Origin of the sequence: Flavicella sp. (assembly GCF_037132785.1) — a bacterium.
Taxonomy (GTDB): Bacteria; Bacteroidota; Bacteroidia; order Flavobacteriales; family Flavobacteriaceae; genus Flavicella.
This window is the reverse complement of sequence record NZ_JBAHZZ010000176.1, coordinates 1-22,944: the sequence shown is the minus strand read 5'-3', so window position 1 is coordinate 22,944 and position 22,944 is coordinate 1. Positions and strand designations below refer to the sequence as shown.

Annotated in this window: 24 protein-coding genes, 1 tRNA gene and 1 pseudogene; 16 read left to right on the top strand and 10 right to left on the bottom strand. The window is 32.0% G+C overall.

Annotated elements, in window-relative coordinates; translation table 11 throughout:
* Nucleotides 1-227: 227 nt before the first annotated feature.
* The 5 genes from V5787_RS11090 to V5787_RS11070 all read left to right on the top strand — a co-directional run bounded on the left by V5787_RS11090 (nt 228) and on the right by V5787_RS11070 (nt 5,477).
* Complete coding sequence (locus tag V5787_RS11090) at nt 228-2,387, top strand: TonB-dependent receptor (RefSeq protein ID WP_336893281.1); 2,160 nt, start codon at nt 228-230, stop codon at nt 2,385-2,387.
* Nucleotides 2,388-2,494: 107 nt separating this feature from the next.
* Complete coding sequence (locus tag V5787_RS11085; protein ID WP_336893280.1) at nt 2,495-3,130, top strand: hypothetical protein; 636 nt, start codon at nt 2,495-2,497, stop codon at nt 3,128-3,130.
* Between the two features lie 2 nt (nt 3,131-3,132).
* A complete protein-coding gene (locus tag V5787_RS11080; RefSeq protein WP_336893279.1) occupies nt 3,133-4,446 on the top strand; it encodes a histidine kinase in 1,314 nt (437 codons plus the stop codon).
* Between the two features lie 10 nt (nt 4,447-4,456).
* Nucleotides 4,457-4,762, top strand: a complete 306-nt coding sequence (locus tag V5787_RS11075; RefSeq protein ID WP_336893278.1) for a 2TM domain-containing protein — start codon at nt 4,457-4,459, stop codon at nt 4,760-4,762.
* On the top strand, nt 4,722-5,477 hold the full coding sequence (locus V5787_RS11070; protein ID WP_336893277.1) for a LytTR family DNA-binding domain-containing protein: 756 nt from the start codon (nt 4,722-4,724) through the stop codon (nt 5,475-5,477). The genes V5787_RS11075 and V5787_RS11070 overlap by 41 nt, the downstream gene beginning before the upstream one ends.
* A 58-nt stretch (nt 5,478-5,535) precedes the next feature.
* On the opposite strand, the gene frr is transcribed toward V5787_RS11070, so the two are convergent.
* From frr to V5787_RS11055, 3 genes are all read right to left on the bottom strand, one after another.
* Nucleotides 5,536-6,090, bottom strand: a complete 555-nt coding sequence (gene frr / locus V5787_RS11065; RefSeq protein WP_336893276.1) for a ribosome recycling factor — start codon at nt 6,088-6,090, stop codon at nt 5,536-5,538.
* A 23-nt stretch (nt 6,091-6,113) separates the two neighbouring features.
* Complete coding sequence (pyrH, locus tag V5787_RS11060; protein ID WP_336893275.1) at nt 6,114-6,827, bottom strand: UMP kinase; 714 nt, start codon at nt 6,825-6,827, stop codon at nt 6,114-6,116.
* A gap of 131 nt (nt 6,828-6,958) precedes the next feature.
* Nucleotides 6,959-7,324 carry a DUF3127 domain-containing protein gene (locus tag V5787_RS11055; RefSeq protein ID WP_336893274.1) on the bottom strand — a complete coding sequence of 122 codons (366 nt, stop codon included), beginning with the start codon at nt 7,322-7,324 and terminating at the stop codon, nt 6,959-6,961.
* 210 nt (nt 7,325-7,534) lie between these two features.
* Between V5787_RS11055 and V5787_RS11050 the strand changes: the two genes are divergently transcribed.
* A complete protein-coding gene (locus tag V5787_RS11050; RefSeq protein WP_336893273.1) occupies nt 7,535-8,671 on the top strand; it encodes a HAMP domain-containing sensor histidine kinase in 1,137 nt (378 codons plus the stop codon).
* On the opposite strand, the gene V5787_RS11045 is transcribed toward V5787_RS11050, so the two are convergent.
* Together V5787_RS11045 and greA are read right to left on the bottom strand one after the other, a co-directional pair.
* Nucleotides 8,668-9,066, bottom strand: a complete 399-nt coding sequence (locus tag V5787_RS11045) for an HIT domain-containing protein (protein ID WP_336893272.1) — start codon at nt 9,064-9,066, stop codon at nt 8,668-8,670. The two genes, V5787_RS11050 and V5787_RS11045, sit on opposite strands and share 4 nt — an antisense overlap.
* Before the next feature lie 117 nt (nt 9,067-9,183).
* Nucleotides 9,184-9,657: a transcription elongation factor GreA gene (greA, locus tag V5787_RS11040; RefSeq protein ID WP_336893271.1), complete on the bottom strand. Its 474-nt coding sequence runs from the start codon at nt 9,655-9,657 to the stop codon at nt 9,184-9,186.
* Nucleotides 9,658-9,771: 114 nt separating this feature from the next.
* Here greA and V5787_RS11035 point away from each other — a divergent pair, with 114 nt between their 5' ends.
* The 3 genes from V5787_RS11035 to purE are packed head-to-tail and all read left to right on the top strand — an operon-like array spanning nt 9,772 to nt 11,992.
* The gene (locus V5787_RS11035; protein WP_336893270.1) at nt 9,772-10,263 is read left to right on the top strand and encodes a hypothetical protein; all 492 of its coding nucleotides are present in this window, start codon (nt 9,772-9,774) and stop codon (nt 10,261-10,263) included.
* 51 nt (nt 10,264-10,314) lie between these two features.
* Nucleotides 10,315-11,460 (top strand): 5-(carboxyamino)imidazole ribonucleotide synthase, encoded by a 1,146-nt coding sequence (locus V5787_RS11030; protein ID WP_336893269.1) that lies wholly within the window; start codon nt 10,315-10,317, stop codon nt 11,458-11,460.
* Nucleotides 11,461-11,506: 46 nt separating this feature from the next.
* The gene (gene purE / locus V5787_RS11025; RefSeq protein ID WP_336893268.1) at nt 11,507-11,992 is read left to right on the top strand and encodes a 5-(carboxyamino)imidazole ribonucleotide mutase; all 486 of its coding nucleotides are present in this window, start codon (nt 11,507-11,509) and stop codon (nt 11,990-11,992) included.
* A 129-nt stretch (nt 11,993-12,121) separates the two neighbouring features.
* Here purE and V5787_RS11020 read toward each other — a convergent pair whose 3' ends face one another.
* On the bottom strand, nt 12,122-13,309 hold the full coding sequence (locus tag V5787_RS11020; protein ID WP_336893267.1) for an MFS transporter: 1,188 nt from the start codon (nt 13,307-13,309) through the stop codon (nt 12,122-12,124).
* 128 nt (nt 13,310-13,437) lie between these two features.
* On the opposite strand from V5787_RS11020, the gene V5787_RS11015 reads away from it, so the two are divergent.
* Nucleotides 13,438-14,457, top strand: coding sequence for an aldo/keto reductase (locus V5787_RS11015; protein WP_336893266.1), 1,020 nt, complete (start codon nt 13,438-13,440; stop codon nt 14,455-14,457).
* 86 nt (nt 14,458-14,543) lie between these two features.
* Here V5787_RS11015 and V5787_RS11010 read toward each other — a convergent pair whose 3' ends face one another.
* Complete coding sequence (locus tag V5787_RS11010) at nt 14,544-16,073, bottom strand: ribonuclease E/G (protein ID WP_336893265.1); 1,530 nt, start codon at nt 16,071-16,073, stop codon at nt 14,544-14,546.
* A 269-nt stretch (nt 16,074-16,342) separates the two neighbouring features.
* On the bottom strand, nt 16,343-16,666 hold the full coding sequence (locus V5787_RS11005) for an HU family DNA-binding protein (protein WP_336893264.1): 324 nt from the start codon (nt 16,664-16,666) through the stop codon (nt 16,343-16,345).
* A gap of 134 nt (nt 16,667-16,800) precedes the next feature.
* On the opposite strand from V5787_RS11005, the gene mutY reads away from it, so the two are divergent.
* From mutY to gldD, 4 genes are all read left to right on the top strand, one after another.
* Entirely contained in the window at nt 16,801-17,859 is a 1,059-nt protein-coding gene (gene mutY, locus V5787_RS11000) for an A/G-specific adenine glycosylase (protein WP_336893263.1), read from the top strand.
* Nucleotides 17,860-17,940: 81 nt separating this feature from the next.
* Nucleotides 17,941-18,357: a single-stranded DNA-binding protein gene (gene ssb, locus V5787_RS10995; protein ID WP_336893262.1), complete on the top strand. Its 417-nt coding sequence runs from the start codon at nt 17,941-17,943 to the stop codon at nt 18,355-18,357.
* 21 nt (nt 18,358-18,378) lie between these two features.
* Nucleotides 18,379-19,671, top strand: a complete 1,293-nt coding sequence (gene gldE, locus V5787_RS10990) for a gliding motility-associated protein GldE (RefSeq protein WP_336893261.1) — start codon at nt 18,379-18,381, stop codon at nt 19,669-19,671.
* Nucleotides 19,668-20,234, top strand: a complete 567-nt coding sequence (gene gldD, locus V5787_RS10985; RefSeq protein WP_336893260.1) for a gliding motility lipoprotein GldD — start codon at nt 19,668-19,670, stop codon at nt 20,232-20,234. The genes gldE and gldD overlap by 4 nt, the downstream gene beginning before the upstream one ends.
* Here the strand turns inward: gldD and V5787_RS10980 are convergent.
* Nucleotides 20,231-20,986 (bottom strand): sulfite exporter TauE/SafE family protein, encoded by a 756-nt coding sequence (locus V5787_RS10980; protein WP_336893259.1) that lies wholly within the window; start codon nt 20,984-20,986, stop codon nt 20,231-20,233. The genes gldD and V5787_RS10980 overlap by 4 nt on opposite strands.
* A 213-nt stretch (nt 20,987-21,199) precedes the next feature.
* Here V5787_RS10980 and V5787_RS10975 point away from each other — a divergent pair.
* A tRNA-Ser gene (locus tag V5787_RS10975) sits at nt 21,200-21,284 on the top strand.
* A gap of 84 nt (nt 21,285-21,368) precedes the next feature.
* On the opposite strand, the gene V5787_RS10970 is transcribed toward V5787_RS10975, so the two are convergent.
* Entirely contained in the window at nt 21,369-22,460 is a 1,092-nt protein-coding gene (locus V5787_RS10970) for a hypothetical protein (protein WP_336893258.1), read from the bottom strand.
* Nucleotides 22,461-22,648: 188 nt separating this feature from the next.
* Here V5787_RS10970 and V5787_RS10965 point away from each other — a divergent pair.
* Nucleotides 22,649-22,944, top strand: a pseudogene (locus V5787_RS10965) (methyltransferase); the annotation flags it as partial.

The window sequence follows — 22,944 nt, the reverse complement described above, 5'->3', positions numbered from 1 at the left end:
TGCAAAAATAATGAATAATCGTTAGTAGAACTAAAAAAATTATATAAATAACTGTTAAGCATATGCTTATAGTTTTTCGTTTAAGATAAACAGTTATATAGTAGATTTTGTAAAAAATAAGAGCTCGATTCATTACAATTCATCTTTAAAACTCGACAATTGAGACTTTATTAATTTTGTAATCTATTGATTTATATGATTTTTGGGCTGTAATAATCAAAAGTCAAATGAAAATAATATATATTTTAGGGGTCTTGTTTTTTTTAAGTTCAACAATTATTTGCGCTCAAACAAGTATAAGTGGAGTCGTTTTAGATCACAGTAAAATACCTATCATTGGGGCTAACGTGTATATAAAAGGGTCCTATGCAGGGTCTATAACTGATGAAAAAGGGCGATTTGAATTTGTAACTCAAAAAAAAGGAAGTCAAAGTTTGGTGATTTCTTATATCTCTTTTGAAACAAAAGAGATTGTAGCTGAGGTAAATTTAATGAATTCACTGGTGTTAAGTTTAAAAGAAGATGTCAACTCTTTAGATGCTGTTGTTATTTCTGCAGGTTCTTTTTCATCAGGAGACAATAGTAAAATAGCAACTTTAAAACCATTAGATGTTGTAACCACGGCTAGTGCGTTGGGAGATCCAATTGCTGCCTTTCAAACAATGCCAGGTACGTCAACAGTTGCAGAAGATGGTCGGTTGTTTGTAAGGGGAGGAGAGGCTGATGAAACCCAAATTTTTATAGATGGAATTCGTGTCTTTACTCCTTACCTTTCAACGGAAAATAATACACCTACCAGAGGACGGTATTCGCCATTTTTATTTGAAGGAATGACCTTTTCTACAGGAGGTTATTCCGCAGAATACGGTCAGGCACTGTCAAGTGTTTTGTTGCTAAATACCATTAATGAACCTGAGCAAGAGAAAACAGATGTTGGCATTATGAGTGTTGGTGTTAGTGTGGGGAATACTAAAATATGGAATAAAAATTCTTTAAGTGTCAATATATCCTATCTTAATTTAGGCCCTTATAATGGAGTATTCCAAGACAGGAATGAATGGATCAAACCCTACGAATCATTATCCGGGGAAACTGTTTATCGACATAAGTTTACAAATGGCTTATTAAAATTATACACCGCTTTTGATGTAAGTAGCTTTGAAGTGATTCAAGAGGATATTAATTTTGCTGAAGGCATACAGGATGCATTAAAAAACAAGAATGTTTATTTTAATGGTTCTTATAAAGGAGTTTTGGGTGATGGTTGGTCTATTATTACTGGTATGAGTTATACGTATGGCCAGTTAAAAAATGATATTCAGTTTAGTGAGATTGAGGATGTGGAGAATTCTGTGCATGGAAAATTGAAAATCAAACATTTTTTTTCTAGTAGGTTTCAATTGAGTTTTGGTGGCGAGTATTTTATAACTCAATTTGACGAAGGTTATACTGATAAAAATAGTACAAAAATCAATTATGGCTTTACAAAAAAGATTGCGGCGGCGTATTCTGAAATGGATCTATTCTTTTCTAAGGATTTGGTTTTAAAAGCGGGGTTTCGAGCAGAGTATTCTCACTTAGAGCAAAAAATATCTTTATCACCAAGAGTGTCACTGGCATATAAGGTATCTAAATTTGGTCAGGTTTCTTTTGCTTACGGAGATTTTAAACAAGCTGCGGGCAATCAATATTTAAAATTTGATAAAAATATAGGCTCGGCAGAGACTCAACATTATATTTTAAATTATCAATTCAATAAAAAGGGTCGGATTTTTAGAGCGGAATTGTATGCTAAGAACTATGATAATTTGGTGAGATACGACACTGAACGACCTGATTTAACTACAAATTACACCTCAAAAGGTTATGGTTACGCAAATGGTTTGGATCTGTTTTGGAGAGATAATACAAGTTTTAAAAATACGGATTATTGGCTGAGTTATTCTTATTTAGCTAGTGAAAGAGATTTTAAAAATTACCAAACAAAGGCGCAACCCAATTTTGTGAATAGGCATAATGTATCTGTAGTGGTAAAACATTGGGTAGAAGGTTGGAAAAGTCAACTAGGGTTGAGTTATACATATGCCTCTGGGAGAACGTATACAGATCCGAATAGATCGGGTTTTTTAAATCAGAAAACGACTGCTTATGGTAGCTTAAGTTTAAATTGGGCTTATTTGATTTCACAGCAAGAAATCCTTTATCTATCTGTAAATAATGTTTTAGGGAGACAAAATATAAATGGCTATCAGTATTCTAAAACAGCTACTAGTAACGGGATTTATAAAAGTAGAGCTTTATTGCCTTCTGCAGACAGATTCTTCTTTATAGGTTTTTTCCGGACGATAAGTGAAAAAGGAACGGAGAATCAATTAGATAATCTTTAGGTAGGTTATAAATTACAATTCATCCTGAAAAAGGAACAGTTGAGTTTCTGATTTTTTCTAACAATTTAATTAAATAACACCTTTGTATCAACATTAAAAAACAATTTATGATGAGAAAAATTATAACATTTTTAGTATTCAGTATAACGATTGCAGTATCAGCTCAACCAAATCACTCTAGTTATGAAAAAGGGATGCAAAAAGCATTTGGTTTATGGCAGGAACAAAAAAATAGTGAAGCTATCCATCTGTTTGAGCGTATTGCAAATGCAGAGCAGGACGACTGGTTGCCTTTTTATTATGCAGCACAAATAGAAATCACTTCAAGTTTTGGTTTAAAAGACGAAACTCTTTTAGACACGAAACTTAAAAAAGGGCAAGAGTATCTTGATAGTGCAAAGAAACTATCAAAAAATAATTCAGAAATTATAGTTCTTCAGGCTTTGTTGCATACTTCTTGGGTTGCTTTTGATGATGCTACTTATGGAAGAAAGTATTCTAGAAAAATTAGCAAACTTTATAAAAAAGCAAAAAATCTTACACCTTCAAACCCTAGGGTAGTTTATTGCCAGGCGAAGTGGAATATTGGTGGAGCCAAATTTTATGGAAAGTCTACAGAGCCATTTTGTAAGGATCTAGAAAAATCTATCGAACTTTTTGCTACATTTGAATTATCGTCACCATTTTACCCAAATTGGGGAGAAGATCGAGCAAAAAATACTTTAGCGAACTGTAAGTTATAATTATGAATAGATTTTTGAAAAACGTATTGCTTGCATGTGCAATTGGAATAGCTACTTCTTTACTAGGTAATTTTTTTTATTCAGATTTTAATTTTGAATCTTATAACGAATTATTCTATCATTTAGGAATAAATCAGTTGTATTCGTTTGTATTGACTTTTTCAAATCTTGCTTTTTTTTATGGATTGAACCGTATAAAATGGAAAGATAGAAATTGGCCATTTCGTGTTGTTATTGGAATTATTGGTTCGGTTACCATAAGTTTGTCTGGTTTGTTTTTTCTCCGTGTTTTTACAAAGGTTTATCTAAAAGAGGTTTTATTTGAAACTTTTATGCAAGATGAGCAGTGGAGGTATTATTCTTTTGGTTTGTGGATCAGTTTAACGATCGTTATTGTTTTTCATGTTTTTTATTATTATTATAAATATCAGGATAAAAAAGTTACAGAATCGCAAATTGTGGCCAAGACAGAAACGGCTAAATACGAATCTTTAAAAAATCAGTTAGATCCTCATTTTTTATTTAATAGTTTAAATGTATTGACTTCTTTGATTGAAGAGAACCCTATTAAAGCAGGAGAATTTACAACGGGTTTGTCCAAAGTATATCGCTATGTATTAGAGCAAAAAGACAAAAATTTAATTCCTTTAGAAGAGGAATTGAAATTCGCCAAATCTTATATGCAGTTGTTAAAAATGAGGTTTGAGGATGGAATTGAATATAGTTTGCCAGAGCGAATAAGCAATCCTGATTATAAGGTAGTTCCTTTATCGTTACAGTTATTATTGGAAAATGCTGTAAAGCATAATATAATAAGTTCTAAAATTCCGCTTCAGATAAAAATTTATGAGCAAGACAGTTTTCTAGTCATCGAGAATAATAATAGACCAAAAGCTTCTTTAGAGAAAAGTACTAAAGTAGGTCTAGAAAACATCAAACAACGTTATGCTCTGATTACTAAAAAGCTTGTTGAGGTGATTTCTGATTCTGAAGTTTTTCAGGTGAAGTTACCGCTTTTAACCAAAGAAATAAAAATTATGCAAACAGATTATATAAATCAAAGTGAGAAATATCTTAGAGCTAAAAAACGAGTAGATGCATTAAAAGGATTCTATTATGGATTGGCATCTTATTGTGTTGTCATTCCTTTTCTGGCAATCTTGAATTATAGAACAGATTGGAGTCTTCAATGGTTTTGGTATCCAATGTTGGGCTGGGGTTTAGGTTTGTCTATCAAAGGGATTCGCTTACTTGGGTTTAACAATACATGGGAGCAGAAAAAGGTACAGCAGTTTATGGACTCAGATCAATTTTAATTTCTGTGTGATGAATAAACAAGTATCAGAAGAAGAAGAAAGATATACTAGAGCAGTGCTTAAAGTTAAATCCATTAGACGATTTTATATTCATTTGGCAATCTATTGTGTTGTTATGCCTTTTTTGGGGTATAGGAATTACTCAGAAATCTCGGAGTTTATTTGGTCATTATTTCCTTTATTTGGCTGGGGGTTTGGATTGTTTATGCATGGCTTTAGAGTTTTAGGGAAAACTTCTAAATGGGAAAAACGAAAAATTAAAGAGTATATAAACAATGAAAATAATCATTATAGAAGACGAAAAACCTTCAGCTAGGAGGTTGACTAGAATGTTAAAGACGATAGGAAGAGATGTTTTGGCGATATTACATTCTGTAGAAGAGTCTGTTACGTGGCTTCATGAGAATAAACATCCTGATTTGATTCTATTGGATATTCAATTGTCAGATGGTTTGTGTTTTGAAATTTTTGAACAAGTTAAAGTAGATAGTGCCATCATTTTTACAACGGCCTACGATGAATATGCTCTAAAAGCTTTTAAATTAAATAGTATTGATTATTTATTAAAACCGATTGATCATAAAGAATTAAAAAGTGCAGTTGATAAATTTTTTGCAAACCATATGAATAAACAATCTCTACAGGTTGATTTAGATCAGATACGAAAGCTATTGGTAAACCCATTAGAGAAGAGTTATAAAGAGCGATTTACGGTGCAACTAGGGCAGCATTTAAAGATGATCCCTATTGATGAGGTGGAATGTTTTTATAGTGAAAATAAAGGAACATATATTGCGACTCAAAATAATAGAAGTTTTTTGATCGATGGGACTTTGGATGAGATTGATTCGGGATTAGATCCTTTAAAGTTTTATAGAGTAAGCAGGAAATTTCATGTAAATATCAATGCCATAAAAGACATTATATCTTATACCAATAGCAGGTTAAAATTGGTTTTGCATTCTTTTTCAGAGAGTGAAATAATTGTAAGTAGGGAGAAGGTTAAAGATTTTAAAAAATGGATTGGTTAAACAAAAAAAGTACCCAGTCCATAAGGTCAGGGTACTTTTTTATAGATTTTAAAAGAAATTATACTTTCATGATTTCTCCATCTTTAACAGTATATACTTCATCAATTTTTTTAATAAATGAATCTGTTAATGTTTGAACGTCTGCTTCCGTATTTTTCTTTTCATCATCAGAAATATCTGATTTTTTGATTTCATTATTTGCGTCTTTACGAGCATTTCTAATACTTACCTTTCCGTGCTCTGCAGCAGCTTTCGCAATTTTAGATAATTCACGACGTCTTTCTTCGGTAAGCGGTGGTACATTAATAATAATACTTTCACCGTTGTTCATAGGATTAAATCCCAAGTTTGCAAATAAAATACCTTTTTCAATTTCAGTAATCAGTTGTTTTTCCCATGGCTGAACAGTAATAGTTCTACCATCAGGTGTATTTACATTGGCAACTTGGCTCAATTTAGTTTGAGAACCATAATAGTCTACCATGACGCTTCCTAACATACCTGGAGTAGCTTTGCCAGCTCTAATATTACTGAATTCTTTAGTCAAATGTTCTACAGCATCGTTCATTTGTTCTTTAGCACTATCAATGATAAATTCTATTTCTTCGTTCATAATGAATATTTAAATTGTTCAGTTTATTGTTTGGCTGATACTACAGTTCCTATTTTTTCTCCAGAAAGTAATTTCTGAAGGTTTCCTTCTGTGTCCATGTTAAATACAATAATAGGTAAATTGTTTTCTTGACTTAAAGTAAATGCTGTTAGGTCCATTATTTTTAAACCTTTGTCTAATACACTTTGGTGAGTAATATGGTCGAATTTTGTTGCGGTAGGATCTTTTTCTGGATCAGCAGAATAAATACCATCTACACGAGTTCCTTTTAATATTACATCAGCCGATATTTCAATAGCTCTTAAAACGGCAGCGGTATCTGTCGTAAAGTAAGGGTTTCCTGTTCCAGCTCCGAAAATAACGACACGTCCTTTTTCTAAGTGACGAACGGCTTTTCTTTTGATAAAAGATTCAGCTACCTGCTCCATTTTAATTGCTGTTTGTAAACGAGTACTTACACCCGCAGATTCAATAGCGCTTTGTAGAGCTAATCCATTGATGCAAGTGGCTAGCATTCCCATATAATCTCCTTGTACTCGATCCATTCCATTACTTGCACCTGCAACACCTCTAAAAATATTTCCTCCACCGATTACAATTGCAACTTCAATGCCTTTGTCAACAATAGCTTTGATTTCTTGAGCGTAATCAGACAATCTAGTTGGGTCAATTCCATATTGCCTTTTGCCCATTAAAGACTCTCCACTCAGTTTTAATAATATTCTTTTGTATTGCATCGGTGTTTTTTTTGCAAATATAAGTTTTTTGAGAATCCTTTGCTATTGGATTTCTTTAATTCTTACGAGTTTATGTTCCAAAAAAAGAGGCTGTCTAAAATAGACAGCCTCTAAAATTTTATTAGATAATCTTAGAAAGGTAAGTCATCTTCTGATTCATTACTGCTAACAGTTGGTGCGCTAGTTGTTTCAAAATTATTTTCTGCAGGAGCTCCTGCAGCCTGAGCTGCTTCAATTCTCCATCCTTGGATAGAGTTGAAATACTTAGTTTCTCCCTCTGGATTTACCCACTCTCTTCCTCTTATATTGATGGATACAGTTACATCTTGCCCAATATTAAAATTGTTTAACAAATCACATTTGTCTTGAACGAATTCAATCAAAATTGATTGAGGATATTGTTCTTCCGTAGTAACAACTAATTCTCGTTTTCTGAATCCATTGCTTCCGAATGTTTGCTCTGCATTGATCAATTTAACTTTTCCTGTTACTTGCATTTCTTTATGAATTAAATTATTTTTCTTGATGAAACCTTTCAAAAAGGAGTGATACAAATTTATAATAATTTATCCTTTTGTGGCGTGTTTTTTTTGTTCCTATTGCGATAACTTATCAACATTATTAAAGATATAAAATTTCTGTTAAATGTATTTGAACAATATTGATTAATTTTTACGTTATTATTATGCTCCTAAAAATTGTGGTTTATGTTGATGAAAAAATATTCTAAATATATTATTGTAGTAGCATCTTTTAGTATTGTTTCGGCGATACTGTGGAATACTTATGTTTTTTCAGAAAAAATCAAAATTAATGAAAGGTATAAAATGGAAATTTTAGCAATTGCGTATGACCGTTTTGGATCGGATAACTTGAATCAAGATTTTTCGCTAGAGGCTAAAATATTTGAAAGTAATCACAATATACCGATGATTGTAACTGATGAAAAAGGAGCGATTGTGATGAGTCGAAACTTAGATTCTATCAAGGCCTTAGATTCTGTGTATCTATACAGCCAATTAGAGTTGATGAAGGCAGAAAATACTCCAATGGTCATTACTTATTTAGAAGATAAACAAAATGTGATTTATTATAAAAATTCCGATTTGCTCACTCGTTTGCAATATTATCCATTGATGTTGATTTTAATATTGGTTTTGTTTTCTGGAATTATTTATTTGGTATTTAAATCAAATAAAATAGCTGAACAAAATAAACTTTGGACTGGAATGGCTAAAGAAACAGCACATCAATTAGGTACGCCGTTGTCTTCTTTATTAGGTTGGATTGAATTGATGAGACTAGAAAATGCAGTTCCTCTAATTGTGCCTGAAATAAAAAAGGATGTGCAGCGTTTGAATGTCATAGCGGAACGTTTTTCTAAAATAGGTTCAGAGCCAGAAAGGTTGGCGATAGATGTGCTTCCAATTCTTAAAACAACGTTGGCTTATTTTGAATCTAGAAGCTCTAAAAATATACATTTTCATTTTTATACGGATCTAGATAAATTTGTCGTAAAAATTAATGATCAGCTTTTTACTTGGGTGCTTGAAAACCTAATTAAAAATGCAATTGACGCGATGGCAGGAAAAGGTACTTTAACCGTTGTGCTGAGTAAAACAGAGAAAACATTAATCCTTACTGTTGAAGATACTGGAAAAGGGATCTCAAAAAAACTGTATAGGAAAATTTTCACTACGGGTTTTACAACTAAGAAAAGAGGTTGGGGCTTAGGTCTATCTCTGTCTAGACGAGTCGTTGAAGATTATCATGCAGGGAAAATATTTGTAAAAAAATCAGAACTTGAAAAGGGAACTGTTTTTGAGGTTCAGATACCTGTTTAATCTTTTATTTCGGAAGCAATTTTTTTAGCCAATTCTATAAATTCTTTTTCTGTCATTTTTGTTTTTGGAGCTGAGAAATTAGCATCACTCATTGAGTTTAAGGGAATCAGATGTATATGTGCATGTGGCACTTCTAATCCGATTACAGTCAGGCCAACACGATTGCATGCGATTACTTTTTCTATGGCGAATGATATTTTACGAGCATACTTAAAAAGAGCTGTATATGTAGTTTCGTCCATATCAAAAAGTTTATCAACTGGTTTTTTAGGAACTACAAGAGTGTGCCCTTTTGTGTTTGGATTGATGTCTAGAAAAGCATAAAAATCATTATTTTCTGCAATTTTATAGGAAGGAATTTCTCCTTTGATAATTTTCGTGAATATAGTTTCCATAAAATAAATATTTGATTCAAAAACAGAAAACCCTTTTCAAAAATAAAAAAAAGGGCTTTAAATTAGTATGTAAAAATGTGCTCTAAACATACTCTGAGCATGCCTTTTCGACTTTTATTACCTAGAAATTTCTAAAATTTCAAATCTCATAATCCCATTAGGAACTTTAACTTCTGCAATTTGACCTATTTTTAAACCTAATAAACCTTTTCCAATAGGTGAGTTTACAGAAAGTTTTCCGTTTTTGATATCTGTTTCCGAATCAGCAACCAATGTGTAGGTAAAATCCATTTTGTTTGCTGTATTTCTTAGCTTTACCACTGAATGAATTAAGATTTTAGAAAGATCTAATTGAGATTCATCTAATATTCTTGCGCTGGCAACCACATTTTTTAGTTTAGCAATCTTAAACTCTAAATGAGATTGCTCTTCTTTTGCGGCATGGTATTCTGCATTTTCACTCAAGTCTCCTTTGTCCCTAGCATCAGAGATATCTTGAGTAACTCTCGGTCTTTCTACCTGTTCTAAATGCTCTAATTCGTCTTTTAATTTTTTTAACCCTTCAGGAGAGTAGTACGATATATCACTCATAACTTTTTTTTATAAAAACAAAATCCCATTGTGACTAATTGCCAATGAGATTAATGACAAAGATACAAATTATTTGTAAATTGCGCTCTAACTTTCTTTAATCTCAAAGGTGTAATGAAAAAATATCTATTTCTATTGTCTTTAGCATTTGTATTAAACTCATGTAATGACGATGATTATCAAGTTCAAAATTTAATTCCATATATTATAGTTAGTGAAGAAATCAATTTGAATTTGTCAGAATCTCAAGATTTGTCGATTCCAAGCGAGTATGTTGTTTATTCTAACTGGGGTCATAGGGGGATAATTGTTTATAATACGGGCAGCGGAGATCAAAGTGGAGGTCAGTATTTAGCATTTGATTTGGCTTGTCCGCATATAGAGGTTTCTTCTTGCTCAAGTGGAATGGATTATAGTAATTTTCCAGAATTAACCAATTCATGCGCTGAAGATGGAATATATTATCGTTTTGATTTAGGGTATTCTATGACTTATTCAAAAGATAGTGATGGAAACTCTGAGCAAATAGAGGAACCGTACTATTTACGACAATATAACGTGGTGATAAATGAGGATGAAGATACTCTGATAATTAGTAACTATTAAAGCTCTTTTTATTCAAAATAGATACCTATTTTTGCGCCAAATTTAATAGATATGAAAACATATTTTTCCTCAGATTTTAAATTAGGTGTCTTAGGAGGCGGGCAACTAGGTAAAATGTTGTTAGCCGAAACCCAAAAATTTGATATTTATACCTGTATTTTAGACCCTTCAAATGAAGCTCCTTGTGCTGCTCATTGTAGTGAATTTCATCAAGGTGATTTATTGGATTTTGATACGGTTTATAATTTCGGAAAATTAGTAGATGTATTAACGATAGAAATAGAGCATGTAAATATTGATGCCTTATATCAATTAGAAAAGCAAGGAGTAAAAATATATCCACAACCTCATGTTATTGAAGTAATTCAACACAAGGGAAAACAAAAAGATTTTTATGTAGAAAAGGGAATCCCAACAGCTGCACATCGACGATTTTCATGTTTAGAAGAATTAAAAAAAGCGAGTTTTGAATTTCCTTTTGTATGGAAGTCTGCTCAATTTGGTTATGATGGAACAGGAGTAAAAATTGTTAGAAGTCAAGAAGATATTCTTTCTTTAGCGGATACGGATTGTATTACAGAAGAATTGATTTCTTTTAAAAACGAATTGGCAGTTATTGTTGCTAGAAACTCAGTAGGTGAAGTGAAAACATACCCTGTGGTTGAAATGGAATTTCATGCAGAAGCCAATCAGGTAGAATATGTAATTTGTCCGGCAAGAATTTCAGATGAGGTTGCGAAAAAAGCAAATGAAATTGCTTTACATGTAACGGAGTCTTTTAAACATGTAGGTTTATTAGCCGTAGAAATGTTCCAAACGGAAAATGACGAGATTATAGTCAATGAAGTTGCTCCTAGGACACATAACAGTGGTCATTATAGTATTGAAGCTTCTTATACCAATCAATTTGAACAGCATTTACGTACTGTTTTAAATTTGCCTTTGGGTAGTACAGAAAGTAAATTAGCAGGAGTTATGGTAAATCTTGTTGGAGAAGAAGGCTTTTCAGGTAATGTTATTTATGAAAAGATGGAAGAGGTTCTTAAGTTATCTGGGGTAACACCTCATATATATGGAAAAAAGGAAACACGACCATTTCGTAAAATGGGACATGTAACGATTGTTAATAAAGACCTAGAAAAAGCAAGAGAAATTGCAGAAAAAGTCAAAAATATAATTCGTGTAATTAGTAAATAATTTGTATCCTTCGACAGGTTTTGGGGTGCTCAAAAAAACATAAAAAATGAAAGTAGCAATTATCATGGGAAGCGATTCCGATCTTCCAATCATGCAAGAAGCCATTGATGTTTTAAATGAATTTGGAATTGAAAATGAAGTTGATATTGTTTCGGCGCATAGAACTCCAGAAAAATTAGTTGAATTTTCTAAAAACGCCCATTTGAGAGGGGTTTCAGTAATTATTGCTGGAGCTGGTGGAGCTGCACATTTACCTGGTATGGTTGCTTCTATGAGTCCGTTACCCGTAATCGGAGTTCCAGTAAAATCTAGAAACTCCATTGATGGATGGGATTCTATATTGTCAATTTTACAAATGCCAGGAGGTGTTCCTGTTGCTACAGTTGCTTTAGATGGGGCGAAAAATGCTGGAATTTTGGCAGCTCAAATAATTGGAGCAACAACTCCAGAGGTATTAACTGCCATAATTGCTTATAAGCAAAGCCTGAAAGAAAAGGTAATAGCAGCATCAGAAAGGGTAAGAAAATTATAGGTTTTATACATTTCTAAAAAGGTCATCTAATATTATAGTTTTACGACCTTTTTTATGCTTTTTGCTTATCTGAATAAAAAATATTCCAAATTATTATTACGGCATTTAAAAATTAATTTAGTATTAAGATTACGATGCTCTAAATTTTTGTGTTTTATGTTCTTTCATCAAGTTAATAACACCAAATATTGGACCGATAGCCAAGATTAAAAGTATGTAATTAGATTGAGTAATACTTTGTAAATAACTTAGTGTTTGAATACTTATTATGGTAATTGAAAATCCTATGCAGTTTATTATGGTTAGCGCAGTTCCTTTGGATTCTGGTTCTGTGTTTTTTGCGATTAGGCTAGAGAATAAAGGAGAGTCTGCAATAACCGTAGCACCCCAAAATATCATAAAACTTAAAAATATAAAAATAGAACTATAAAAGAAAAAGGGAGAAGTCAAACAGCAAATTCCAGAAGAAATAAGGAAGTATGTCGCTGTTTTTTTTGTTCCAAAACAAGAAGAAAGATAGCCTCCAACAATACAAGCAATACTCCCAGATCCAATAATGATAAATGAAAATAAAGGAATAGAAAGGTTGCTGCCAGAATGTAGACTGTTGTAGATAGAAATAAATATTGGCACAAAAGCCCAAAAGGTATATAACTCCCACATATGACCGAAATATCCTATTGCAGCTTGCGAGAATTTTTTGTTTTTAAAAACACGAAATATATTGTTTAAGCCTGGCTTTGAATTTGTCTTATAATAAGGGCCTTTAGGAATAAAAAACAAGATTAATAAACCGCCGAGTACTGCTAAAATAGAAGTGGAAAAAATCACATAAGTCCAAGAATAATTACCGGAAATGAGTTTTAAGAAATGCGGAAATGCGGTTCCTAAAACAAGAGCACCTACTAACCAACTTAAAGATTTACCGAGACCTTCGTTAAAATAATCGGCTGCGATTTTCATGCCTACAGGGTAAATTCCTGCAAGACTAAAGCCTGTTAAAAATCGAAATACTACTAAAGAAGTAAGAGTGTTATTCTCGAGTAAAATACCTAAATTAAATGTAGCTCCTAAAAGAGAACAGACAAAGAAAATAGTTGAAGGTGAAAACCTATCTGTAATAAACAATAATGCAAATAGAAGTGTGCCAAAAATAAATCCAAACTGTACAGAAGTAATTAAGTAGCTTACAGTATTTTGATTGAGGTTAAAACTGGATATGATATCGTTGCTTACTCCATTACCTGCAAACCATAAAGATGTGCATAGAAACTGTGAAATAACAATAAGTGGGAGTGCTTTTTTAGAAGTCAACATTCGAAGGGTTTTAGCAGCATGTTCAAAAACAACAACTCTTATAATAAGGCTCGTGTTGAAAATAAATTAGAGAGGTGTAATATAACTAAAATCAAAACAGTAAGTTTACTTATAAAATAATGAAAATCATGAATAAAAATTATAATGTGTCGGTAGAAGAAAATTACAAAGCTAGGGATTCTCGTTATGAGAATATGGAGTATAGAAGAACGGGTAAAAGTGGTTTGTTGTTACCTGCTCTATCATTAGGGCTTTGGCATAATTTTAGTTTTACAGATAATTTTGAAAACGCAAGAGGTGTTTTGCGAACGGCCTTTGACCATGGGATTACTCATTTTGATTTGGCAAATAATTACGGTCCACCTTATGGAGGGGCTGAAGCTAATTTTGGAACGATTTTTAATAAAGATTTTAAGCAGTATAGAGATGAGTTGATTATTTCTACAAAAGCAGGTTATGATATGTGGCCAGGACCTTATGGGAATTTTGGTTCTAGAAAATATCTGATCTCTAGTTTGGATCAAAGTTTAAAAAGAATGAAGTTAAATTATGTGGATATTTTTTATCATCATAGACCAGACCCTGATACACCTTTAGAAGAAACAATGGGGGCATTAGATTATATTGTACGCCAAGGAAAAGCATTGTATATAGGTTTGTCTAATTACAAGCCGGAAGAAGCAGGAAAAGCCTTTAAAATTTTAAAAGCCTTAGGGACGCCTTGTTTGATACATCAACCAAGATATAATATGTTAGATCGTTGGGTGGAAGAAGGTTTGTTAAATGTGCTAGATGAAAATGGAGTAGGGGCAATTGCATTTTCTCCTTTAAGACAAGGGGTGTTGACCAATAAATATTTGCATGGTTTTCCAGAGGATTCCAGAGCTGTTAAAGATGGTCGATATTTAAAAAAGAATCAGATTAATGAGGTATTGTACAAGGTAAAAGAATTGAATATAATAGCCGAAGAAAGAAGTCAAACACTTGCTCAAATGGCAATCGCATGGATTTTAAGAGATAAGCGTATCACTTCGGTATTAGTGGGAGCCAGTAGAAATTCGCAGTTGTTAGATAGCATAAAAGCATTAGAGTGTTTGGATTTTGATTCGACTACCTTAGAAAAAATAGATTCGATATTAAAAGGGTAATTGGGCTGTTTTATAAAACGAAAAAAGCATCAAATCAATTAAGATTTGGTGCTTTTTTATGATATATTATTTGCTAATATTTAGTTTTAACGTTCATGTTTGAAACGATATTGTAAATATTGATAAGCATCTCTTGGTAATACTTTGATCCACTTTTTATACTTTAAGAACCATTTTATTTGTTCAGATATAAGTCCTTTTTGTAAATATGCCGCAACAAAAGGATGTACATGCAATGTAATCTTTTTATCTTTGTTTTTGCTAGACATAATTCTATTAAGTTCTACGTTAAACTTATCAATCATAACAATAGGAGCTTCAACTTCCCCATTTACATTTGGGTTTTGCTCTTTTGTTTTGATATTCGTTTCAGAACGTACTCTCTGTCTAGTAATTTGAATCAATCCAAATTTACTAGGAGGAAGTATTTTGTGTTTCGTTCTGTCCAGCGACATCTCTTGTTTTAAATGATCGTATAATTTTTGACGATTTTCATTAGAATGTAAATCGATAAAATCAACTACGATAATACCTCCCATATCTCGTAAACGTAATTGACGTGCAATTTCTGTTGCAGCAATTAAATTTACTTCCAAAGCATTTTCTTCTTGAGAATTTGCTTTGTTTGATCGGTTTCCACTATTTACATCAATAACGTGTAGTGCTTCAGTATGTTCTATTACTAGGTAAGCACCTTTACTCATAGAAACAGTTTGTCCAAATGCAGATTTTATTTGTCTTTCAATCCCATATTTTTCAAAGATTGGAGACTTTCCTTCGTGCATTTTTAAAATTGACTGTTTTTCTGGATATATTTCTTGTAAATAATCGTTAATTTCTTCAAACAAAGTTTCGTCGTTTGTAACGATACTTGTAAAAGATTCATTTAAAACATCTCTTAAGATAGAAGATGCTCTGTTCAGCTCACTCAAAACTTTTGTTGGTGTTGATGCGTTTGGAATTTTTCCACACATTTCTTTCCAGCGTTTTAGTGAGTTCTGTAAGTCTTTGTCTAATTCGGCAACTTTTTTCCCTTCAGCAACTGTTCTTAAAATTACTCCGAATCCAGCAGGTTTAATGCTTTTTGCAAGACGTTTTAATCTGTCTTTTTCTTTCGGATCTTCAATTTTTTGTGAAACAGATACTCTTTTAGAAAAAGGCACCAAAACTAAATATCTACCGGCTATAGAAATCTCTGAACTGATTCTAGGACCTTTGGTAGATATGGGTTCTTTTACAATCTGTACGAGTACATTTTGTTTTGGTTTGAGAACTTGATCGATACTTCCATTTTTATCAATGTCTTTTTCGAAACGGAAGTTTTTTAAAGTGTAATCTTTGTAATTACCTGTACTTACTTTTTTAAGGAATTGTGATAACGATTTTACTTGAGGTCCTAAATCATGGTAATGTAAGAATCCATCTTTTGGATAACCTACATTTACAAATGAAGCGTTAAGACCTGATAATATTTTCCCTGTTTTAGCGACGAATATATCACCGACAGAAAATTTATTATTGTTTGTTTCGTTATTAAATTCAATAAGTTTACCATCTTTTAGTAGAGCAAAATCAATATCAGATGAATTTGAACGTATTATCAATTCTAGTTTCATTCCGAATAGTTTTAACTACATAAGAATTAATTCTTACATAGATGGATTAAATTTAATACAGGGTAAATACCCCAACGAGATTTCAATTTCTTAAAATCTCTTTTTCAATGAACGGTTCTTGCTGTTGACAACAAGAAAAAGTAATTAAAAATTACTTTTTCTTGTGTCTATTAGCTCTAGCTCTTTTCTTACGTTTGTGCGTAGAGATCTTAGCTCTCTTCCTTTTTTTACCACTTGGCATAATTTTTACTGTTTTGTAAATCTGATTATTACACAGATTTGTTAATAATTTGTTTAGTAATTTCTTTTACTAATACATTGTTCTTTACTCCCTCGGCAAAAGTCTTTGCAGGTTTGAATGCTGGGATGTTGTGTGCAGGAATTTTTATTGTTGTGTTTTTGGAAATATTTCTTCCGGTTTTTTCTGCTCTAGTTTTGATAATAAAGCTACCAAAACCTCTTAGGTACACATTGTCTCCTTGTTCTAAAGCTCCTTTTACTTCGCTCATAAACGCCTCAACAGTTGCTAATACATCTGCTTTTTCAATACCTGATTTATCTGAAATACTTGATACAATATCCGCTTTTGTCATCTTAATCTAATTTCTAATGTGTTATTATGTTTTTTAAAGTCTGCAAATATATGATAATTAATTAATTTCAAAAAGCTAATTCGTTAAAATTTAATACAATAAATAATGTATTATTGCATAATTAAAATGAATTCATGAGTTTTTGTAATCTACTGGAAGAGTGGTATTTGTCTGTTGATAGAGATTTGCCATGGCGAAAAAATAAAAATCCTTACTCTGTTTGGATATCTGAAATTATACTTCAGCAAACAAGAGTAGCACAGGGAACTGCATACTACCTTAAGTTTATAAAATCTTTTCCTACTGTTTTCGATTTGGCTAATGCGAAAGAAGAGCTCGTTTTAAAGCTTTGGCAGGGTTTAGGGTATTATTCTAGAGCAAGAAATTTACACTATGCAGCTAAGTATATAGTAAATGAATTAGATGGTGTTTTTCCCTCTACTTATATAGATCTTTTAAAACTAAAAGGTGTTGGCGATTATACTGCCTCTGCAGTCGCATCTATTTGTTTTAATGAGCAGCAGGCTGTGGTAGATGGAAATGTTTATAGAGTTTTGGCTAGGTATTTTGGAATTGCTACTCCTATCAACTCTGCAAAAGGAATAAAAGAGTTTAAAATATTAGCACAGTCATTATTAGAGACTGAAGATCCTGGTCAGTATAATCAAGCGATTATGGATTTCGGAGCATTAAAATGTAAGCCTCAGAACCCTAATTGTGAAACTTGTACCTTGGCTGGAGGTTGTGCTGCTTTAAGGTCAAATAGTATTGCCGAATTACCAGTAAAAGAGAAGAAAATAAAAATAAAAAAGCGCTATTTTAATTTTATAGTTTTGATTACGGAAGATTATAATACCATTTTGACTCAGCGCAAAGGAAAGGGGATTTGGGAAAATTTATATCAGTTTCCATTAATTGAGTCAATTCAAAGTATTGGTATTGATGAATTGGTTGTAATTAAAGAATTTCAAAATTTGATGGAAGAAGATGATATTTCTATTCAATTGTTTAATACTAAAGATTGGGTTCATAAATTGTCTCATCAGCATTTATATACTAAATTTTGGGTTGTACGCACTAAAAGTTCACATTCAGATTTAATTTCAATTAATCAAATTAATGATTATGCTGTGCCGAGGTTGGTTGATCGGTTTGTTGAAGTTTATGAATTTGAAGCCGATGCTGTGAGTTAATTTAGAATAGAGATGTAAAATGATTTTATAATAGGTGTTAAAAACCGAATTTTCACTATTTTTGATTTAGAGTACAAGAATATGGCAGGAACATTAAATAAAGTAATGCTTATTGGGCATTTAGGAGATCAAGTAAAAGTTCATTATTTTGAGGGAGGTGGAAGTATTGGACGTTTTTCAATTGCGACCAATGAAACTTATACAAATAAAGAAACTGGTGCAAAAACTACTCATACTGAATGGCATAATCTTGTGGTTAAAAATAAATTGTCTGAAATCTGCGAGAAATACCTTAGTAAAGGAGATAAGATTTATTGTGAAGGCAGAATAAAAAGTCGTCAATGGGAGCAAGATGGTATCAAAAGATCTGCAACTGAAATCCATGTGGTTGATATGACTTTTTTGTCAACAAAAAAATGGACCGATACTGATAAAAACGATGAACAACAGAAACAGATAAATGTATCTAAGGAGATCAATGATGATTTACCTTTTTAAAAATAACTTTAAAAATTAAATTTGGACCTAGAACCCATTCTCACAATTTTAAATTCGACACCCTGGTATTTTGTAATAAATATCATAATTTTAATAAGTCTGCTAATGCTTTCGGCAATTATTTCAGGAGCGAAAGTTGCTTTTTTCTCTCTAAATAAAACAATACTCCGCGATTTAAGAAAAACCCAAAACACCAAGAACAAACTAGTTCTTCAGTTATTGGATAAGCCTAAAAAGTTATTGGCAACCATATTAATCACCAACAATTTTATAAATGTTATAATTGTTTTATTATTTTCTATTCTTGATTCTGTTTTTTTGAGTGGAATAGAAGAGAATATTCGCTTTGGGGTTGAAGTTGTGTCAATTACCTTTCTTATTCTTTTGTTTGGAGAGGTATTTCCAAAACTTTATGCGTCCAGAAACTCATTGAGTTTTGCCCTGTCTGTGTCTAGGTTAATTGTAGTGTTAAATAAAATAGTAACTCCGCTAAGTTATCTGCTATTAAGGTTGACAGATATTGTTGAGAGTAGATTAGTAAAGAAAAACACCAGCTTTTCTGTAGAAGCCCTTTCTCTGGCGTTGGAATTGACTTCTGAGGATGCGACCATCAAGGATAAAAAAAATATTTTAGATGGTATTGTTGCTTTTGGAAGTACAGAAACGGTACAAGTAATGACTCCGCGTATTGATATTTTCGCTATTCCAGATGATTTGCCATTTGATCAAATGTTAGAACGGATTATTGCAAATGGGTTTTCTAGGAACCCTGTGTATAATGAAAGTATTGATGAAGTAATTGGAGTTTTATATGCAAGAGATTTGATGCCGCATATTGCAAAAAAAGATTTTAATTGGCAAGTTTTAATCAAGGCTCCTTATTTTATTCCTGAAAACAAAAAGTTGAATGATTTATTAGCTGAATTTCAGGAAAAGAAAAACCATTTGGCAATTGTTGTAGATGAATACGGAGGAACAAGCGGATTGGTAACTTTAGAGGATGTAATTGAAGAAATTATAGGTGAAATAAGCGATGAGTTTGATACGGAAGATTTGGTGTATTCTAAAATTGATGCATCCAATTATGTGTTTGAAGGAAAAATTGCTTTGAAAGATTTTTATAAAGTTATAGATGTTGATCCAGAAGTTTTTGAGCCTCATAAAGGGAAATCTGAAACAATTGCTGGTTTTATTTTAGAAATAACAGGTAGATTTCCAAAGAGAGATGAAAAGGTCAATTTCGGTTCTTTTGTATTTGTTATTGAGGCTGTTGACAGAAAAAGAGTTAAACGAATAAAAGTAACTTTATTGTGATACGTATCGTAAGTTTATTGCTTGTTGGTTTGTTGTTGTCGTGTGATGAAGACGTACTGCCTAAACCCAATTCCTTTTTAAGATTGGAGTATGAAAAAGCAACCTATAAATCGTTTGATGATAAAGAGTACCCTTTTTCTTTTCAGTATTCTAAAGATGCTAAAGTTATTGAGAAAAAAAAATACTGGTTGGATATTTATTACCCTAATCTAAATGCTACGCTGGTATTAAGTTATATGCATGTAAAGGGTAATTTGATGTTTTTATTAAAGGATGCTGAAAAATTGACTTTTAAACACATGATAAAAGCCGATGACATTCAGGCAGTGCCCTATGAAAACACACAGTCAAAAGTCTATGGGAAAATATTTGAGGTCTACGGGAATGCTGCTACTCAAATTCAGTTTCATGCTACTGACTCTGTAAGTAATTTTATGACAGGAGCTTTGTATTTTTATGCAAAACCAAACTACGATTCTATTATGCCAGCGGTACATTATCTAAAAAAAGATATTGTTAGGTTGATGGAAACTATAGAATGGAAAAAAGAAGAATACTTTTAGAAGAACCAAAGCTTAACGGCCATTCCAGAGACTATTACAAGCAATGTAATTCTTATAAATCCATCTCCTTTTTTTACGGAATAACGACTAGCAAGCCAGGCTCCTGTAGAGTTTCCTATGGCGAGGATAAGTCCGTATTTCCAATTTATTTTATCGTTAAAAATAAAAATAGCTACTGCTATTGTTGTATAGATAAATGCTACAGTTACTTTTGTTGCATTTGCTTTTACTAAGGATAATTTGTTAATCATAGGTAGTATCAATAGCATGATAAAGCCAATACCAGCATTTATAAACCCTCCGTAGATACCTACAAAAAAGAAAGCGATTATTGCGATGTAAAGGTGCTTTCCTGTGGTGCGTTCCGCAATGTTTTCTAAGGATGTAGATTGTTTTTTAAATACAATTAAGGCAACTACAACAAGCATTACGATAGAGAGAATCTTATTAAAAGTTTCTCCTTTTATGTCTACTGCAATTTGAGCACCAATTATAGAACCAACAAATGCCGAGGCACCTATATATAGACTAAACGGAAAAGAGCTAACACCTTTACTTTTAAACCCGCTTACAGCAGATGCTGTTTGGAATAAGATTGCGATTCTGTTAGTCCCATTTGCGATGGCGGGAGGCAGGCCTAAGAAAATTAAAAAAGGCAAGGTAATTAATGAGCCTCCACCAGCAATTGTATTTAATGCTCCTGCAAATACCCCGATAATAATAAGAACAATCCAATCGTATTCGAACCCCATTTAGTTTAATTTTGGGGCAAAGCTATGTTTTATAGGAAGAATAAAAAAGAGTATGATAAAGAATATGAAATATTTTTGTCTTAATAATAGTATTTTCAGGTAGTTGTTTTTTGTGCGAAAAAAAACTTCAAAAAAATCTCAAAAAAACTTGATGTAATTGTAAAATGAACGTATATTTGCATCCGCATTCAGGGAATACTTGATGAGGCACTTGGAGAATTGGCAGAGTGGTCGAATGCGGCAGTCTTGAAAACTGTTGAGGGTCACACCTCCGGGGGTTCGAATCCCTCATTCTCCGCAAAAACCCTTGTAATCTTTTGATTATGAGGGTTTTCTATTTTTGGGTGTCAGTATAGGTGTCAGACCCCCTTCTTTTAAGGGTTTATTCTATATCTCCTAACTGTGTGATTATTTCTTTAAGTTTTTTAATGTTTTCAGAGTCTTCGATATAGTATGAGTTGTTGTATTGTTCTATGTTTTCAACATAGTTTACTGAGTCTGTTGTTAATATGTCTATTTTTCTTATTAGTGCTTGTGCTAAGTTTAAAAGAACTTCAAATTTATAATTATCAGACCCAAAACTGTTTCGTAAGGAAAGGGATGCGTCAAAAAATGGCTGTAAAATATCTTTTCTCCATATGGTCATTGATGCAGGGTCACCATTTTCTAATAGTTCACTATTATCCATGTTTTTTCTTTTTTCTGTAACTTCAATTGCTTTAGTCTGCACGAAGTCTAATAAATCGAAATATGGATTTGGTTTTGATTTATCTGTTTCCTTATCTTCAATTATTTGATTTCGCTTTTTTGAGACCTCATCTATAAATTCATCTACCAATTCGGAAATATTTTTACTTAACTTATACTTATTGCTATAATGTATTTTGTTTTTTTCGCTTAGTTCTGCATATGATTTGTCATAAAAGTCTACTAATTGGTACAATTTTACATATAGTTTTTTCCAATCTTCACTTGGTTTAAACAGGTTTAGTGCTTCAAATATTGCTTTCTTGTCTACATTAAGGATTAATTTTGGAAATGTATTAGGGTAAAATGAAATCAAATTCATTTGAGTAGGGTTTTGATTTTCTGAAACAATGAATTTACTAAACTCTACTGATTGTAGGGTGCAATTTGTGGTTAGGTGTTCTAAAAATAATTTTGTTATTTCGAGATTATCTTTTAGTTTTTTCTTTGCTTCTATTTCTTTATTTTCTATTTCTTCGTGTTTTAATCTTTTCTGATACATTAAATCCATTAACACAAAAAGAATTGAGATAAAAGACAGGGCAGCTGCTAATAACGTTCCATATGATGAAATGATTGTATGTTTCTCTTTAAAGTCTAATTGAAAATAACTCCAGTTCTCAGTTGCTGAAGCTGCTTTGAAAGTTATCCATGCTAAAAGAATGAGTGTTGAAAATGTGAAAAAGTAAATAGACCAAGATATCCGTGTATATTGTGTTTTTGTCATGTACCTTGCAATGGTCTTAAATTTATAATCTGTTGTGTTGCTAAAACCTAAAAAACATAGATCTAACTATAAGTTGAAAAATTGCGATGAATTGATAATGTGTCTTTTCATTGTTTAAAATTGTACTAGTCTAAATCATAACGGGTTAAAGAATAAAAACTTAAATTAAATCATACATCAAAAAATAAATGTCTGCAAGAACTGTAAATACCCCTTTTAAATCAAGTAGTTTTAAAACTTATGTATCGTGTAAGGATTATTTGGTCTCAGACGAAAAATTTGATTTGTTATTAGATGATAATTTAGATCTGTTAATTACGAACCCAAAACCAGTAGAAAAAGATTTGGGTAGGTATTACGAGAGTGAAGAGTATATTTCTCATACAGATGGAAAAAAATCGCTTATTGACGTGGTGTACCAAGAGGTACGAAATTATACCCTAAAAAAGAAACTAAATCTTATTAATTCTTTTCAAACGGATGA